The sequence below is a fragment of the Marinactinospora rubrisoli genome, from assembly GCF_042664915.1.
Classification (GTDB): Bacteria; Actinomycetota; Actinomycetes; order Streptosporangiales; family Streptosporangiaceae; genus Marinitenerispora; species Marinitenerispora rubrisoli.
Genome location: NZ_JBHTBH010000008.1, coordinates 139,596 through 155,880, shown reverse-complemented (window position 1 = coordinate 155,880; position 16,285 = coordinate 139,596). Strand labels below are relative to the sequence as shown.

The following is a 16,285-nucleotide window of genomic DNA, read 5'->3' as shown; positions in this document are numbered from 1 at the left end:
GTTCGACGCCGCACCGCCGGACACTGATGATGGGACGCGCACCGGGTGCGTTTTTCGGATGAGAGGGGGACGTGACGTGTCCGATGGCGGTGCCGGGATCTCCGGGACGCCCATTCGGCCGGCGGCGGAGCTGACGTCCGCCGAGCGGCGGCGGCTGGCCGAGGTGAGCCTGGCCGCGGACCGGATGTTCGCGGCGGCCGGCCTGGTCCTGCCGCCCGACGATCCCCTCCCGCTCCTCGCGCACGCCGACTGGCTCTGGGCGGCCGGGCGGCCCCCGGTGGGGTTCGCGGTGCTGGGGGTGCTCGACGGTTCGGCGCACCTGGAGCAGCTGGCGGTGCATCCGGCGCACGGCCGGCGCGGGATCGGAGGTGCGCTGCTGGCGGCAGCGTGCGCCGACGCGCGGGACCGCGGCTACCGGCGGATGACGCTCACCACCTTCCGGGACCTCGCCTGGAACGCCCCCTGGTACGCCCGGCGCGGGTTCACGCCGGTGCCCGAACACGACTGGGGGCCGGAGCTGCGGGAACAGTGGCGGCGCGAAGTCGAGCTCGGGATCGTGGTCGCGCCCCGGGTCGTCATGGCGCGCGACCTGGATCCTCCCGCCCGCGCCGCACACGACGCACGGCCGTCGCCGCGCGGAGACTGAACCTTTCCGTTCCCGCCAGGAAGGCAGCTGAGCATCGGCCGCCGTTCCGGTGCCGTCCGGATAGGCTGGAGGGACGTCGGCCATCGCGCGCCGGTGTGGGTGCCATGCGCCGCGCGCCGGCACCGTTCGCCGCGGCTCCGCGGAGTCCGCACGCGGACACCGCCGGCCGGCGGACGCACGTGATGTTCACCGCGCTCGACCGCGCGGCCGTAGCACCGAAATCCCGGTAGGAGAACTGGATATGCGCTCCACGACCGCCCCCCGCCCACCACGAGGGCGAACCGCTGACCCGGCCGCCTCACGATTCACGGCATAATCGCAGCATGCGCCTTTCTGCCCGGGTCGATTACGCGTTGCGCGCCGCGGCCGAACTCGCTGCCGCCAGTGGCGGCCCGGTTACGGCCGAACAGCTCGCGCGCGCCCAGGCCATACCCGGAAAATTCCTGGAGAACATCCTCACCCAGCTGCGCCGCGCGGGTCTGGTGCGCAGCCAGCGGGGGCCGGTGGGCGGCTACTGGCTGGCCCGCCCGGCGGCGGAGATCTCACTCGCGGACATCATCCGCGCCGTGGACGGCCCGCTGGCCAACGTCCGCGGCGAGCGGCCGGAGCACGTGGACTACGACGGTGCCGCGCGCAGCCTCCAGCAGGTCTGGATCGCGCTGCGGGCGAGCGAACGCGCCATCCTGGAGACGGTGACGCTGGAGCACGTCGCCTCCAGCAAGCTTCCGGAGTCGGTCCGCGCGCTGGCGGCCGACCCGGAAGCCTGGGCCAGCTGAGACCGGCCCGCCGTGCGGCTGGGCCGGCCCGGGCCGTCACCGGCCGGCCATCGCCTCGAACATCCAGTGCTGCTGCTCCAGGTCCTCCCCGGCCGCCATGATCAGGTCCTGGGAGAGCGGATCTGGACGCTCGGTGTCGGCCACCCGCTGGCGGAACCGGCGGACCACGCCGCCGAGCACGTCGGTGATCGTCGCGACGGCCTTGTCATCGTGCAGGTACCCCGCCTCGGGCTGGGCGATGTGCGTGTCGGCGGCGATCCGCCCGGACCGGCCGTCGGGGTTGACGCCGATGGCGATCGCGCGCTCGGCCAGCACGTCGGTGTGCCGGCGGGCGACGCCGACGAGTTCGTCCAGCTGCAGGTGGACGGACCGGAAGTTGCGGCCGATCACGTTCCAGTGCGCCTGCTTGGCGACGAGCGACAGGTCGATCAGGTCGACGACCGCCCCCTGAAGCGCTTCCCCGGTCACCCGGCGGGCGTCCTCGCTGAGCGGGCTGTGGATCTTCGCCATGGTGTGCACCCCCTGAGGTGTTCGGCGTGACGGTGCTGTCGTCACATCTGGCCCTGCCCGGGGATCGGGCGGAGTAACACCGGCCGGCGGACGCGAGGGGCGGGCGGCCGGCGCCGCCCGCATCGGGGGACGGCACCGCACCCGCCCGGAAACACAACGCGTCGACCGCATCGCTGCGGCCGACGGCGTCTGCGTTCATTCACTCCGTACGGATGGTCTACACACCCACCATGTCGACGACATCGGGAACGCGGTCGGGTACCGAATCGATGCCGAGACGGTCGGGTCCGGGGACGGATTCGGTCGGGACCGACCCGCTGAGAATGGCCGCCTCCTGAAGCTCGGCCAGAGCCAGCTGATCGGCGACCTCACGCAGCACCTGGGAGAGAGGGACGCCCAGCGCGCCGCAGATCGACGAGAGCAGTTCGGATGACGCCTCCTTCTGCCCCCGTTCGACCTCCGAGAGATAGCCCAACGAGACTCGTGCATCGGCCGACACCTCGCGGAGGGTGCGGCCCTGCCGCTGCCGAAGCTGCCGTAGCACGTCACCAATCAGGTGACGAAGCAGGACCATCATTCGCGCTCCCTCCCACCGGTAGCGACCTTCATAAAAAACACCGTACCTGCCTGAAGCCCGATCGTCGCACCTCACGGCTTCCTGTTCGCTGGAGGGGTAACACGATCTTGGTGTTGGTTTGTTCCCCTCTGCCTCGGCGTTGAACGGGTTTTACCGCGCTATTTGAGGGTGGTTCCCGTCACGATCGCGAGCAGGGTCCGAAGCGCCTCCTCGACCGTGGCCCCGCGGATACCGGCCCGGTCGCCGGCCAGCCGGAGTTCACGCACCGTGACCTGGTCGTCCGGACCGGCGACTCCCACGAAGACGGTGCCGACCGGCCGGCCGTCCTGCGGCTCGGGCCCGGCCACCCCGGTGACGGCGAGGCCGTATGTGGCCACGAGGGCGCGCCGCGCCCCCACGGCCATGTAATGGGCGACATCGGGATGGACGGCGCCGTGCTCGGCCAGCAGCGCGGGCCGCACACCGAGCAGTTCGGCCTTGGCCTGGGTCGCGTAGGCGATCACCCCGCCCCGGAAAGTGGCGGAGGCGCCCGCGACGGAGGTGAGGACCGCCCCGATCATCCCGCCGGTGAGCGACTCGGCGGTCGCCACGGTCGCCGACCGGGCGGCCAGCGCCCGGTGGACGTCGACGGCGGCCCGGTGGACCGGACCGCCGTCCTCGATCTCAGGCACGCGGGTCGCCGGCCCCGGCGGCGATGGCCGCGCGGCGCATCCGCATCGCCTGCAGCACATAGTCCGCGCCGGTCCACACGGTGACCAGCAGCGCCGCGGCCATCACGACGTGCGCGACGATGAGCAGGACGTCCGGCAGCGGGAACAGGTAGACGCTGATCGCGACGATCTGCAGCACGGTCTTGAGCTTGCCGCCACGGCTGGCCGGGATGACGCCGTACCGGATGACCGCCAGCCGCAGCAGGGTGATGCCCCACTCGCGGACCAGGATGACGATGGTCACCCACCACCACAGTTCGCCGAGAACGGACAGCGCGACCAGCGCGGCGCCGGTGAGCGCCTTGTCCGCGATGGGGTCGGCGACCTTGCCGAAGTCGGTGACCAGGTTGCGGCGCCGGGCCAGCTCGCCGTCGATGCGGTCGGTGATCGCCGCGAGCACGAACACCGCGAACGCGGCGAACCGCCACGCGGGGTGCTCCAGGAACATGAACACCACGAACAGCGGCACGACGACGAGCCGGCTCATCGTCAGGATGTTCGCGATGTTCCACACCGGCACCGGGGTGGGCGGCGTGGCGGCGGCAGGGTCGGGCGCGGCGTTCATCGGACGTCTCCCGGCACGGCGCCGGAGGCGGTGAACGCTCCGTTCCCGGCCACGGAGGCGCGCTCTCCGTTCCCGGCCACGGAGCCCCGTTCTCCGTTCCCGGCCACGGAGGCGATCAAATCCACGCCGGCGGCGTCGGTGACGGTGGCCCGCACGAGCTGGCCGACCTGGAGGCCGGTGCCGTACACGACCGTGCTGCCGTCCACCTCGGGCGCCTGGTGCTCGGCGCGCCCCTCGTAGCCGCCGTCGCCGAGGTCGGCCTCGATGAGGACCTCGACGGTGCTGCCGATGCGCTCCTCGGCGCGCTGCGCCATCAGGTCCTCGGCGAGCCGGTTGAGCTCCTCGACGCGCTCGTTGACCACGTCCTCCGGCAGCTTGCCGGGCAGGTCGGCGGCTTCGGTGCCGTCCTCGTCGGAGTAGCCGAAGACGCCGATGGCGTCCAGCCGCGCCGCCTCCAGGAACGCCACCAGCTCGCCGAACTCCTCCTCGGTCTCGCCCGGGAACCCGACGATGAAGTTGGACCGGGCACCGGCCTCCGGTACCCGCTCGCGGACGGCGCCCAGCAGGTCGAGGAAGCGTTCGCGGTCGCCGAACCGCCGCATGCGCCGCAGCAGGGGGCCGCTGGCGTGCTGGAACGACAGGTCGAAGTAGGGCACCACGCCCGGGGTCGCGGTGAGCACGTCGATCAGGCCGGGGCGCACCTCGGCCGGCTGCAGATAGCTGACCCGCACCCGGTCCACGCCCTCGACCGCGGCGAGCCGGGGCAGCAGCTTCTCCAGGGCCCGCAGGTCGCCGAGATCCTTGCCGTAGGAGGTGGAGTTCTCGCTCACCAGGAACAGCTCACGGACTCCCTGGCCGGCCAGCCACTCGGCCTCACGGACGATGTCGTCGGGCCGGCGGGAGAGGTAGGCGCCGCGGAACGACGGGATCGCGCAGAAGGTGCACCGCCGGTCGCACCCGGAGGCGATCTTCAGGTTCGCCACCGGGCCTCCGCTGAGCCGCAGCCGCGGCACGCGGGGTCCGGAGGCGGGGGCGACACCGTCCGGCAGCGGCTGGAACTCCGCGTGGCCGGGAACGTGCACGTCGCTGGCCGGGCGCTCGGCCGGCGAGATGGGCAGCAGGGTGCGGCGGTCGCGCGGGTCGTGGGGAACGAGCGACTTGCCTTGCAGGACGTCGTCGAGCCGCTGGTCGATGTCGGCGTAGTCGTCGAAGCCGATCACCTGCGCTTCGGGCAGTGCCTCGGCCAGCTCCGAGCCGTAGCGTTCCGCCATGCACCCGGCGGCCACCACCCGGCTGCCGTCCTCGGCGGCGTTGAGCAGCGCCTCGATGGAATCCTGCTTGGCGGCCTCGATGAAGCCGCAGGTGTTCACGACGACGACGTCGGCGCTTGCACCGTCCGCGGTGTCGACCAGGTCCCAGCCGCTGGCCGCCAGCCGCCCGGCGAGTTCTTCGGAGTCAACCTCATTGCGCGCGCACCCCAGGGTGACGAGCGAGACGGTTCGGCGCGATGACATAGCTTCCAAGGTTAAAGGAACACACGAGCGCGGCGCTCCGCCGCGGCTTCAAGGGTAGGTCCTCCGGACGTTCCCCTGCGACGACGTCTGGTTGACGCCTGCGTGGCCGAACGACGAACCCGCCTGCGTGGCCGAACGACGAACCCGTCTGCGTGGCCGAACCGGCCGCCGGAGCGTTGCCGCCGCGCCCGCTCAGGCCCCGGTCACCCTTTCACCCCTTCAGGCCCCAGGGTCAGCTGGTCGCCCCCGCCCGCGAACCCGGACGCCTCCAGGGGCTCCCCGTTGACCTCCACCCGCACTCCGTCGACGTTGCCCACGTGCAGCCGCAGCTCCTGCGGAGCGACCCAGTCGCGGCTCTCCCCGGATTCGAGCGTCCCCGTGAACAGGTCCTTGCCCTCGGCGTCGCTGACGCTCAGCCAGGTGGGTTCCATCGCCTCCAGCCGCAGCCGCACCTCCTCGGTGGCCGGCGTCGCCGTCGGCTGCCCGGCACGCCGCTCCTCGGCCTGCCGGCCCGCTTCCTCGGCGTCCGCGAGCGCCGCCGCCTGCTGGGTGCGCTTGGCGGCGTCGTCGGCCGGCCGGGGCCAGGCGTGCGCCGCCGCCGCTATGCCGACGGTCGCCACGAGAGCCGCCGCGACGATCGGCCACCGGCGGCGGGTGGGCGTCTCGATCGGCCTGTTCCGACGGCGGCGGAAGAGTTCCTCGGAGGTGGGCGGCGCCGCGGCGCGCGCGGACCGGCCCTCGTCGTACATGTCGATCAGCGGTTGCGGATCGATGCCCAGCGCCCGCGCCAGGCCACGGATATGGCCTCGGGCGTAAAAATTGCCCCCGCACGCGGTGAAATCGTCCCGCTCGATGGCCCGGATCACCGACTCCCGGATGCTGGTGCGCGCGCTCAGCTCGTCGACCGAGTAGCCCACCTGCGCGCGGACGCCGGCGATGATCTGACCGATCGTCGTCATTCCCGCTTCCCTCCGGTCCGGGCGCGCACGCCCTCGTGCGTTCACTGGAGTCCGGTTTCCGGCCGCCGGGGCGCGGACGGACCCACGCGCCCCGCATATCGCAGTCGGCTCACTACTCACTGTGACGCATCGAGGCCGTGGCGGACCGCTGGGCACGCCCCGGCGGATGGTCAAAAATGGGTCAGCGGGCTCCGGCCCTCTCCGGTGCTCCGCGATTCGCCGCGGAGAACCGGCTTTCGTGTTCGCCGCGGGACGTCAGTCCGTTCTGAGCTGCGCCAGGGTCTCGGGCAGGTCCTCCGGCTTCACGAGGACGTCGCGGGCCTTGGAGCCTTCGCTCGGCCCCACGATGTCGCGGCTCTCCATGAGGTCCATCAGCCGCCCGGCCTTGGCGAATCCCACCCGCAGCTTGCGCTGCAGCATCGAGGTGGAGCCGAACTGCGTGGTGACCACCAGTTCGATGGCCTGGAGCAGCAGGTCGAGGTCGTCGCCGATCTCCTCGTCGATCTCCTTCTTGCGCGCCTCCGCCGTGCCCACGTCGTCGCGGTAGGTGGGCTCCGCCTGCTTCTTGCAGTGCTCGACGATGGCGCGGATCTCCTTCTCCGACACCCACGCGTTCTGCAGCCGGATCGGCTTGCTGGAGCCCATGGGCAGGAAGAGCGCGTCGCCCTTGCCGACCAGCTTCTCGGCGCCCGGCTGGTCCAGGATGACCCGGCTGTCGGACAGGCTGGACGTGGCGAACGCCAGCCGGGACGGCACGTTGGCCTTGATCAGGCCGGTGACGACGTCCACGCTGGGCCGCTGGGTGGCCAGCACCAGGTGGATTCCGGCGGCCCGCGCGAGCTGGGTGATCCGCACGATGGCGTCCTCGACGTCGCGCGGAGCCACCATCATCAGGTCGGCCAGCTCGTCCACGATCACCAGGAGGTACGGGTACGGCTCGTAGGTGCGCTCGCTGCCCGGCGGCGCCGTCAGCTCGCCCTTGCGCACCGCGGCGTTGAAGTCGTCGACGTGCCGGTACCCCGAGGCCGCGAGGTCGTCGTAGCGGCGGTCCATCTCCCCGACCACCCACTGCAGCGCCTCGGCCGCCTTCTTGGGGCTGGTGATGATGGGCGTGATGAGGTGCGGGATGCCCTCGTACATGGTGAGTTCGACCCGCTTGGGGTCGACCAGGATCAGCCGCACCTCGTCCGGGGTGGCCCGCATCATGATGGACGTGATCAGGCCGTTGATGCAGGTGGACTTGCCCGCTCCGGTGGCGCCGGCGACCAGTACGTGCGGCATCTTCGCGAGATTGGCGACCACGTTGGCGCCCTCGACGTCCTTGCCGAGCCCGACGAGCATGGGGTGGTCGTCGGAGGTGGCCTCGGGCGCGCGCATGACGTCGCCGAGGCTCACGATGTCCTTATCGGTGTTGGGGATCTCCACCCCGATCGCGGACTTGCCCGGGATCGGGGAGAGGATCCGCACGTCGGCGCTCTTGACCGCGAGCGAGATGTTCCTGGTGAGCGCGGTGACCTTCTCGACCTTCACCGCCGGGCCGAGCTCGATCTCGTAGCGGGTGACCGTCGGGCCGCGGGTGAACCCGGTGACGGCGGCGTCGATGTTGAACTGGTCCAGCACGCCGGTCAGGGCGGTCACGACGAGGTCGTTGGCCTTGGTGCCCGCCTTGGGCGGCGTCCCGGGCTTGAGCAGCCGCGGCGCGGGGAGTTCGTAGTCGCCGTCCACGACGCGGGACGGGATGGCGAGTTGTTCCACGCTGGCCGGTGGCGGCGTGGGGTCGGGGGCGGGCGGGCGCGGCACGGTGGTCTCCGCGGCCGCGACCGGCTGCTCGGCGGGCCGCTCCCCCGCGACGACGGGGGTGTCGTAGGGGCGCTCGTTCGCGCCGGCCACGGTGTCGAGCTCGGCCGTCTCGGCGTCGGCCTCGGCCGTGCGCCGCGAGCGGGCGCCGGTCCGGCCGCCGTCGGCGCCGTCCGGGCGTTTGGGCCGCCTGCGCCGCGGCTTCTCCTCCCCGCCGTCCAGGATGTCCATCCCGACGTCGGGGCCCTGGTCCGGCGCCGCGAGGCCGCCGACCATCTGCCGGACCCGGTCGGGGATGCGGTGCACGGGCGTGGCGGTGACCACGAGCAGCCCGAACAGCATCAGCATGAACAGCAGCACGCCGGTGACCCAGGGGGTGACGAGCTGGGAGAGCGGACCGGCGGCGACGAATCCGATCAGGCCGCCCGCCCGGCGCATCGCGGTCTGCCCGTCGGCCGGCCACGGGATCCCGTGCGCGATGTGGATCAACCCGAGCAGGCCCACCAGCAGCGCCGCCGAGCCGATGACCAGCCGCCCGACGTCGGTCCGGCCGCTGCCCGGAGTGCGCATGAGCCGCCAGGCGAACGGCAGGAACAGCAGCGGCAGCACCGGCGAGAAGGTGCCGAACGCGCCGAGCACCACCATGCGGGTGACGTCCAGCAGGGGTCCCTCGGTGTCCCACCACACGGCCGCCGCGACCAGCAGCCCGACCGCGAGCAGCACCATGCCGAGACCGTCCCGGCGCAGATCGGGGTCGAGGTCTCGGGCACCGCGGCCCACGGTGCGGGCCAGGCCGCCGACGGTGTGCGCGAGCAGCTTCCACAGGAGGAGCAGGCCGCGGCCGAACCAGGTGAACAGCAGCGCGATGGGCCCCTCGCCGCCGCCGCGCTGCGGCGGGCGGGTGGCGGGGGCATTGCGGGTACGCGAGGCGGCGGACCCGGAGCGGCGGGCCTGCGAGGAGCGGCCGGAACCGCTCCGGGCCGCTCCACCTCCGGAACGCTGGGGGGTCTTGGGCACACGCGTGGCCATGGTGGGCAGCCTACTAAGGAAGCCCCGGGCCGCTCAGCCTCTCACCGGCCATGGGCGTGTCGCCTGCGTGGCCGGGAACGCCGAGCCGGTCCGCGTGGCCGGGAACGCAGAACCGGTCTGCGTGGCCGGGAACGCCGAAGCCGTCCGTGTGGCCGCCCGCCGGGTCCCGCGCCCGGTCACACCTCCAGCACCACCGGGACGATCATCGGCCGGCGCCGGTAGGTCTCGTTCACCCAGCGGCCCATGGACCGCCGCACGAGCTGGCGGAGCTGCGCGGTGTCGTTGATGCCGTCGGCCGCCGCCCGTTCCAGCGCGTCCTGGATCTTGGGGACCACCTCGTCGTAGGCGTCGACGTCGATCCCCGAGCCGCGGGTGTGGATCTGCGGTTCCCCGACCAGCTTGCCGGAGGAGGAGTCGACCGCCACGATGACGGAGATGAAGCCCTCTTCGCCGAGGATCCGGCGGTCCTTGAGCGCGGACTCGGTGACGTCGCCCACCGAGGCGCCGTCGACGTAGACGTATCCGGCTGGCACGGCGCCGACGATCGTCGCCTTCCCGTCGGCCAGGTCGACCACGACCCCGTCCTCGGCGATCACCACGCGCTGCTCGGGCACCCCGGTGAGGGTGGCGAGCTGGGCGTGCGCCCGCAGGTGCCGCCACTCGCCGTGCACCGGCATGAAGTTGCGCGGCCGCACCATGTTGAGCACGTACAGCAGTTCGCCGGCCGGCGCGTGCCCCGAGACGTGCACGAGCGCGTTGCCCTTGTGCACGACCTTGGCTCCCCACCGGGTCAGGCCGTTGATGACCCGGTTGACGGAGTTCTCGTTGCCCGGGATCAGCGACGAGGCGAGCACGACCGTGTCGCCGGTCTCGATGCGGATCTGGTGGTCGCGGTTGGCCATCCGGGTGAGCGCCGACATCGGCTCGCCCTGCGAGCCGGTGGAGATCAGCACCGCCTCGTTGGGAGCCATGTCGTCCAGCTCCTTGATGTCCACCAGCAGGCCGCCGGGCACCTTGAGGTAGCCGAGGTCGCGCGCGATGTTCATGTTGCGCACCATGGACCTGCCGACGAACGCGACCTTGCGGCCGTGCGCCTGGGCGGCGTCGAGGACCTGCTGGACGCGGTGGATGTGGGAGGCGAAGCAGGCCACGATGATGCGCTGGCTCGCCTGGTCGAACACCTTGTCGATGACGCCGGAGATGTCGCGCTCGTGGGTGACGAAGCCGGGCACCTCGGCGTTGGTGGAGTCCGACAGCAGCAGGTCGACGCCCTCGTCACCGAACCGCGCGAACCCGGCCAGGTCGGTCAGCCGGCCGTCCAGCGGCAGCTGGTCCATCTTGAAGTCGCCGGTGTGCAGCAGCGAACCGGCGGGGGTGCGCACGCCCACGGCGAGCGCGTCGGGGATGGAGTGGTTGACCGCGAAGAACTCACAGTCGAACGCGCCGAAGCGGTGCCGCTCCCCCTCGGCCACCTGCACGAGCTCCGGTTTGATGCGGTGCTCGCCGAGCTTGGCCGCGATGAGCGCGAGGGTGAGCCGCGACCCCACCACGGGGATGTCGGGACGCTCGCGCAGCAGGAACGGCACGGCGCCGATGTGGTCCTCGTGGCCGTGCGTGAGCACCACGGCCTCGACCTGGTCCAGGCGGTCCCGGATGTGGTCGAAGTCGGGCAGGATCAGGTCCACACCCGGCTGCTCCTCCTCCGGGAACAGCACGCCGCAGTCGATGATCAGCAGCCGCCCGTCGTACTCGAATACGGTCATGTTGCGGCCGATCTCACCGAGGCCGCCGAGCGGGACGATCCTCAGCGTTCCGGCGGGCAGGGGAGGCGGGGGGCCGAGTTCCGGGTGTGGGTGGCTCATGCGGATCCTTCCGTCAACCGTTCCACTCCCACGGCGCTCGCCGGCACCGCCTGGTGCGGCGCGAGCCCGATCGGCCCCTTGACGCCGGCCGCCGCGAGGTCCTCCCGCAGCAGCGCCTGGAGCTCGAACGACGCGTCGGCCAGCGGTGTGCGCACCGCTCCCCCGGGCAGACCGAACATGTTGAGCACGGCCTTGGTGGTGATGACGCCCTGCGTGCGGAAGATCCCGGTGTAGACCGGGGTCAGCCGGCGGTGGATCGCCAGCGCGCGGGCGACGTCGCCGCCGTGGTAGGCGTCGATGAGTTCGTGCAGGTCGGCGCCGACGATGTGCCCCACGACGCTGACGAACCCGGCCGCGCCGATGGACAGCATCGGCAGGTTCAGCATGTCGGAGCCGCAGTAGTAGGCGAGGTCGGTGCGCTCCATGACCCAGGAGCTGGCGCCGAGGTCGTCCTTGGCGTCCTTGTTGGCGACGATGCGCGGGTGCTCGGCCAGCCGGACCAGGGTCTCGGAGGCGATGGGCACGCCGGTGCGTCCCGGGATGTCGTAGAGCATCACCGGCAGCTCGGTGGCGTCGGCGATGGCCGTGAAGTGGCGGAGCAGCCCCTCCTGGGGCGGCTTGTTGTAATACGGGGTCACTGTGAGCAGGCCGTGCGCGCCGGCGCGCTCGGCCGCTCGGGCGAGTTCGATGCTGTGCCGGGTGTCGTTGGTGCCGACCCCGGCGATGATGGTGGCGCGGTCGCCGACCGCCTCGACGACGGAACGCACCAGCCGGTCTTTCTCGTCGTCACTCGTCGTCGGCGACTCACCGGTGGTGCCGTTGATGACGAGGCCGTCGTTGCGCTGTTCGTCGACCAGATATGTGGCGAGTCGGGCGGCGCCGTCGTAGTCGACGTCGCCGTTCTCGTGCATGGGTGTGACCATCGCGGTCAACATCTGGCCGAAAGGCGCGTTCGGCGTAGTGCTGCCTACCATGCTGCAAACGGTACCGCGAATGGCGGACGAACGGCGCCAAGCGCCCCGGTCAGGGCGGGGAGCCTCCCGCACCGAGCGTACGAGAGGCTCTCCCTGGACGAACGAACGGCAGGCCGTCGGGTGGCGGACCGGCGGACGGCCGGGACGCGCCACCCGGTGCCCTTGGTCGACGCCGACCGGCCTCCGGCGATCAGCGTCGACGGGGCCGGAGGTTCGGCGGCTCGCGCTTGAGGGGGACGGGAGTCAGTCGTCGTTGCCCCCAACGAAAAGGCTGAGCACCCAGCTCACCACCGCGATGATGATGGCGCCCCAGAATGCCGGCCAGAAACCCTCGATGGTGAACGGGATGTCCAGCAGTCCGGCCAGCCAGCCCGTGAGCAGGAGCAGCAGCGCGTTCACGACGAGCGCGATCAGGCCCAGGGTCAGGACGTAGAAGGCGCAGCCCACCGTCTTGACGATGGGCTTGATGACGGCGTTGACCACGCCGAAGATCGCGCCCACGACCAGGTACACGGCGATCTGGCCCACGACGGAGCCGGTGGTGACCTCGATCCCGTTGACGAGCAGCACGGCCGCCCACAGGGCCACCGCGTTCACGATGATTCGAATAATGATGCTCACCTGCCCGATGCTCCCACGGTGCCCGGCCCGCGAGAAAGTCGCCGGGGACGGGATGGGGGAAATCTCGGGGGCGTCACGGAGGGGGTGGCTGTGCCGGGTCCGGGGGTGCGGCGGCGGGCCGGGGGCGCCGCACCCGCGCGGGGCGCAGATTTCCCGAACCGGTACCGGCACTGCCACGATGCGGGTGAAGGCCGGAGCCTGCCGGCCAGCGAGCGGAGGCGTCCACGTGTCGACACAACGCTTTGTCCGGTCCGCGCGCGGCGAGGATGTCGAGACCGTCGTGGCGATCCAGGTCGCCGCGTGGCGGGAACTGTACGGCGAGCTGCTTCCCGAGCCGGTGCTCGCCGAACTGTCCGGTGACGAGGCCCGGGCGCGGTTCCGGGAGCAGTGGCAGAGCTCGATCGAGCGGCCGCCCACCTCGCGGCACCGGCTGCTGGTCGCCACCGACGACCGCGCGGTCGTCGGCTTCGTCGCCATCGGCCCGGCCGAGGACCCGGACCGGTGGCCGGGCACGGACGCCGAGATCTACGCGCTGCACGTCCACGCCGACCACGTCCGCCGCGGGCACGGCAGCCGGCTGCTCAACGCGGCGGTGGACCACCTGGTGGAGGACGGTTTCCGGACCGTCCACGTCTGGACGCCGGAGGCGGACAACCCGCTGCGCGCGTTCGCCGAGGCGGCGGGCTGGCGGCCGGACGGGGCGCGCCGGGAGATCGACCTCGGCAGGCGGATACCGATGGTCCGGCTGCACGCCGCGATCGGCGACTGACGTCGCGTTCCGGCATGCCTGCGTGCCGGGACCGCCCGCGCGAATGCCGTCGTGCGCGGCGATACGGTAAGGGACGAAACACGACCAACCGGTCCCGGCTCGGTGCGCCGGGGCCGCCGGTGGAAAGTAGGAACCCGCGTGGCCACGCTCCCCGAGTGGGTCGCGGGCGCCCGCCCGCGCACGCTGCCGAACTCGATCGTGCCGGTGGCGATCGGGACGGGCGTCGCGATCGGCGCCGACGCCGCCGTGTGGTGGAAGGCCGCACTGGCCATGGTGGTGGCGCTGGCCTTGCAGGTGGGCGTCAACTACGCCAATGACTACAGCGACGGGGTGCGCGGCACCGACGCCGAGCGAGTGGGCCCGACCCGGCTCACCGCCACCCGGCTGGCGGCGCCCCGGCAGGTCCTGACGGCGGCTTGGGCGTGCTTCGCGGTGGCGGCGGTGGCCGGCCTGGTGCTGGCGCTGACGTCGGCGTGGTGGCTGGTGCTGGTGGGCGCGGTGGCGATCGTGGCCGCCTGGTTCTACACCGGCGGAGAGAAGCCGTACGGGTACCGGGCGCTCGGCGAGATCTCGGTGTTCGTGTTCTTCGGCCTGGTGGCCGTGGTCGGCACGGTGTTCGTCCAGGTGGGCGGCGCTCCCTGGCAGGGCTGGACGGCGGCGGTCGCGGCCGGGCTGCTGTCCTGCTCGGTTCTGGTGATCAACAACCTGCGCGACATCCACACCGACGCCCAGACCGGCAAGCGCACCCTGGCGGTGGTCCTTGGCGACGCCGCCACGCGAAAGCTGTACGTGGGATGTGTGGCGGCCGCGTTCGCGATCGCGGCGGTCATGGCGGCGGCCGGCCCGTGGACGCTGCTGACCCTGCTCGCGATCCCGCTGGCGATCCGGCCGGTTCGCCGGGTCCTGGGCGGCCAGCGTGGGCGGGACCTGGTGCTGGGCCTCGGCGAGACGGGGAAGATGCAGTTGGCGTTCGGGCTGCTGTTCACGATCGGGCTCGCGCTGGGGTGAGCCGGGGGCGCCCGCGTCGCCCGGTCTGTACGAGGTAGATCACAAACCGGACATCCCGCCGGTTCTTCCTTTTCTTCGCTGCCTCTCGCGGCGCCCCGTTCTCCGGGCGGTCACCGTCGCCGCAGGGCGCGTTCCAGCAGGCCGCGCAGCATTCGCTGTTCCTCGCCCGTCAGTTGCGCGAGCGGGGAATCCTGCTTGAACAGCTCGACCAACCGGGCCCGTAACTCCACGCCCGCGGGCGTGAGGACCAGCTGTTTGGCGCGGCGATCGGTCGGGTGCGGCCGGCGTTCGACCAGCCCCTGCCCCTCCAGACGGTCGATGACGAACGTCGTGTTGGACGGTTCACACCCCGTGCGATCCGCGAGCTCGCGCATGGTCAGCGGTCCGGTCAGCTCGCGCAACGCGTTGGCCTGCGGCCGGGTCAGCCCGACGAGGACCGCGCGTTCGCGCTCGTGGTCCCCGATCTGCCGGGACAGGTCGTCAACGAGCGCACAGAGCTCCCGTTCGCTGGCCGCCTGCGGCTCGGGGGTGGTCATGCCGCGATGCTAGCAGTTCCCTCAAGCATGGATATTTATTAGCTGAATAGTTCTAGCTTGCATGATTCAAGTTGAATGTTCTAGGCTCGCCGCCGAAATCGCCCTGCACGCGCTCCCCCGTCCGCCGAGTGGGAAAGGAAGCACCATGTCCTCCTCCGTCCCGAGCCCCGATGACCGCCTGCGCCGGCCGCCCGGCATCCGCTCACTGCTGATCGGCGACATCCGGGTGACCCACATCCCCGACGGCGAGGGGCGGCTCGACGGGCGCGGTTGGCTCCCCGACGTCTCCGAGGAGGAGTGGTCCGCACATTCGGACCACCTCGACGACGCGGGGAGCCTGGTCATGGGGGTCGGCGGCCTGCTGGTGGAACACGCCGGGCGGGTGCTGCTCATCGACGCGGGGATCGGCCCGGTATCGATCAGCCCACCGGTCGGCACCGTGTGGGGCGGCGCGCTGCCGGACAACCTCGCGGAGGTCGGCTACCGGCCGCAGGACGTCGAGGCGGTCGCCATCACCCACCTGCACCACGACCACATCGGATGGACATGGCACCCTGTGCCCGGCGGTGAACCGTCCCCGTTCGCGGGGGCCGGCTACCTGGTGTCCGCGCCGGAGTGGGATCAGCGCAGCCTCACCGACGAGCAGGGCCGGAAGGTCGAGGCCGCGCTCGCGCCCCGGGTCCGCACCGTGGCCGACGGAGAGGAGGTCTTCCCCGGCGTCACCGTGCTGCTGACACCGGGCCACACCCCCGGACACACCTCGTACGTCATCGCATCGGGCGGCCAGCGGCTGATCGTCCTCGGCGACGCGCTGCACTCGCCCATCCAGGTGGCGCACCCGGAGTGGGGGACCGCGGTCGACCACGATCGCGAACAGTCCATGGCCCCCCGCCGCCGCCTCATCGCCGAACTCGCCCGGCCCGACACCATCGGTTACGGCGGGCACTTCGCCGATGTGGTCTTCGGCCGGGTCGAGCAGGACGGCGACGGCCCGGCCTGGCATCCCATCGCGCCCTGACCGCCGATCGCACCGCCCGGGTGGCGGCGGCCGGGGACGCGGCGTACCGTGTCGACGCGCCCCATCCGGCGCACCTTCACGACGGTGAGGACGACATGGACGACCTACCCGAGGACACCGCGGACCGCCAGGCGGCCGCCACCGTGCGGAACGCGCTCATCGAGAGCGCCCGCCGCAGACGCAACGCCGCCGTCGGGACCCCCGGACTCATGCGCGCCATCGCGGAACGTACCGCCCGCGCCGAGACCGCGCGCATCCCCGAGCGCACCCAGCAGGAGATCGACGGGGCGTCCCCGCTCGGGACGCGCCTCGGGTCCGCACCGGCGCGTGCCGACGGACCGCCCGCCCGGCGGTTCCCGAACGCGGCGGGGCGGCAGGGCGCCCGGAAGCGTTGATCCCGGGCGGAGCGCCGCC

17 protein-coding genes are annotated in these 16,285 nt (G+C 72.1%); 6 read left to right on the top strand and 11 right to left on the bottom strand.

What is annotated here, in order from left to right; genetic code table 11:
* Window positions 1-184 precede the first annotated feature (184 nt).
* Together ACFQRF_RS17725 and ACFQRF_RS17720 are read left to right on the top strand one after the other, a co-directional pair.
* Window positions 185-646, top strand: coding sequence for a GNAT family N-acetyltransferase (locus ACFQRF_RS17725; RefSeq protein WP_379872386.1), 462 nt, complete (start codon window positions 185-187; stop codon window positions 644-646).
* Window positions 647-969: 323 nt separating this feature from the next.
* Window positions 970-1,422 carry an RrF2 family transcriptional regulator gene (locus ACFQRF_RS17720; RefSeq protein ID WP_379872224.1) on the top strand — a complete coding sequence of 151 codons (453 nt, stop codon included), beginning with the start codon at window positions 970-972 and terminating at the stop codon, window positions 1,420-1,422.
* Between the two features lie 36 nt (window positions 1,423-1,458).
* On the opposite strand, the gene ACFQRF_RS17715 is transcribed toward ACFQRF_RS17720, so the two are convergent.
* The 10 genes from ACFQRF_RS17715 to ACFQRF_RS17670 all read right to left on the bottom strand — a co-directional run bounded on the left by ACFQRF_RS17715 (window position 1,459) and on the right by ACFQRF_RS17670 (window position 12,540).
* Complete coding sequence (locus tag ACFQRF_RS17715; RefSeq protein WP_379872223.1) at window positions 1,459-1,932, bottom strand: Dps family protein; 474 nt, start codon at window positions 1,930-1,932, stop codon at window positions 1,459-1,461.
* A gap of 217 nt (window positions 1,933-2,149) precedes the next feature.
* Complete coding sequence (locus ACFQRF_RS17710; protein WP_379872222.1) at window positions 2,150-2,509, bottom strand: helix-turn-helix domain-containing protein; 360 nt, start codon at window positions 2,507-2,509, stop codon at window positions 2,150-2,152.
* Window positions 2,510-2,667: 158 nt separating this feature from the next.
* The gene (locus ACFQRF_RS17705; protein ID WP_379872221.1) at window positions 2,668-3,180 is read right to left on the bottom strand and encodes a CinA family protein; all 513 of its coding nucleotides are present in this window, start codon (window positions 3,178-3,180) and stop codon (window positions 2,668-2,670) included.
* A complete protein-coding gene (gene pgsA, locus ACFQRF_RS17700; protein ID WP_379872220.1) occupies window positions 3,173-3,784 on the bottom strand; it encodes a CDP-diacylglycerol--glycerol-3-phosphate 3-phosphatidyltransferase in 612 nt (203 codons plus the stop codon). The genes ACFQRF_RS17705 and pgsA overlap by 8 nt, the downstream gene beginning before the upstream one ends.
* Window positions 3,781-5,298: a 30S ribosomal protein S12 methylthiotransferase RimO gene (gene rimO, locus ACFQRF_RS17695; RefSeq protein WP_379872219.1), complete on the bottom strand. Its 1,518-nt coding sequence runs from the start codon at window positions 5,296-5,298 to the stop codon at window positions 3,781-3,783. The genes pgsA and rimO overlap by 4 nt, the downstream gene beginning before the upstream one ends.
* 203 nt (window positions 5,299-5,501) lie before the next feature.
* Window positions 5,502-6,257: a helix-turn-helix domain-containing protein gene (locus tag ACFQRF_RS17690; protein WP_379872218.1), complete on the bottom strand. Its 756-nt coding sequence runs from the start codon at window positions 6,255-6,257 to the stop codon at window positions 5,502-5,504.
* Between the two features lie 255 nt (window positions 6,258-6,512).
* A complete protein-coding gene (locus tag ACFQRF_RS17685) occupies window positions 6,513-9,083 on the bottom strand; it encodes a DNA translocase FtsK (protein ID WP_379872217.1) in 2,571 nt (856 codons plus the stop codon).
* Window positions 9,084-9,259: 176 nt separating this feature from the next.
* Window positions 9,260-10,945 (bottom strand): ribonuclease J, encoded by a 1,686-nt coding sequence (locus ACFQRF_RS17680; protein WP_379872216.1) that lies wholly within the window; start codon window positions 10,943-10,945, stop codon window positions 9,260-9,262.
* On the bottom strand, window positions 10,942-11,919 hold the full coding sequence (dapA, locus tag ACFQRF_RS17675; RefSeq protein WP_379872215.1) for a 4-hydroxy-tetrahydrodipicolinate synthase: 978 nt from the start codon (window positions 11,917-11,919) through the stop codon (window positions 10,942-10,944). The genes ACFQRF_RS17680 and dapA overlap by 4 nt, the downstream gene beginning before the upstream one ends.
* 243 nt (window positions 11,920-12,162) lie before the next feature.
* Window positions 12,163-12,540, bottom strand: coding sequence for a phage holin family protein (locus ACFQRF_RS17670; RefSeq protein ID WP_379872214.1), 378 nt, complete (start codon window positions 12,538-12,540; stop codon window positions 12,163-12,165).
* A 226-nt stretch (window positions 12,541-12,766) separates the two neighbouring features.
* Here ACFQRF_RS17670 and ACFQRF_RS17665 point away from each other — a divergent pair, with 226 nt between their 5' ends.
* Entirely contained in the window at window positions 12,767-13,309 is a 543-nt protein-coding gene (locus ACFQRF_RS17665) for a GNAT family N-acetyltransferase (protein WP_379872213.1), read from the top strand.
* A 138-nt stretch (window positions 13,310-13,447) separates the two neighbouring features.
* Entirely contained in the window at window positions 13,448-14,317 is an 870-nt protein-coding gene (locus ACFQRF_RS17660) for a 1,4-dihydroxy-2-naphthoate polyprenyltransferase (protein WP_379872212.1), read from the top strand.
* Between the two features lie 110 nt (window positions 14,318-14,427).
* Here ACFQRF_RS17660 and ACFQRF_RS17655 read toward each other — a convergent pair whose 3' ends face one another.
* Entirely contained in the window at window positions 14,428-14,853 is a 426-nt protein-coding gene (locus ACFQRF_RS17655) for a MarR family winged helix-turn-helix transcriptional regulator (protein WP_379872211.1), read from the bottom strand.
* Between the two features lie 145 nt (window positions 14,854-14,998).
* Here ACFQRF_RS17655 and ACFQRF_RS17650 point away from each other — a divergent pair, with 145 nt between their 5' ends.
* Both ACFQRF_RS17650 and ACFQRF_RS17645 read left to right on the top strand, forming a co-directional pair.
* The gene (locus ACFQRF_RS17650) at window positions 14,999-15,871 is read left to right on the top strand and encodes an MBL fold metallo-hydrolase (protein ID WP_379872210.1); all 873 of its coding nucleotides are present in this window, start codon (window positions 14,999-15,001) and stop codon (window positions 15,869-15,871) included.
* A gap of 95 nt (window positions 15,872-15,966) precedes the next feature.
* The gene (locus ACFQRF_RS17645; RefSeq protein ID WP_379872209.1) at window positions 15,967-16,266 is read left to right on the top strand and encodes a hypothetical protein; all 300 of its coding nucleotides are present in this window, start codon (window positions 15,967-15,969) and stop codon (window positions 16,264-16,266) included.
* Window positions 16,267-16,285 lie beyond the last annotated feature (19 nt).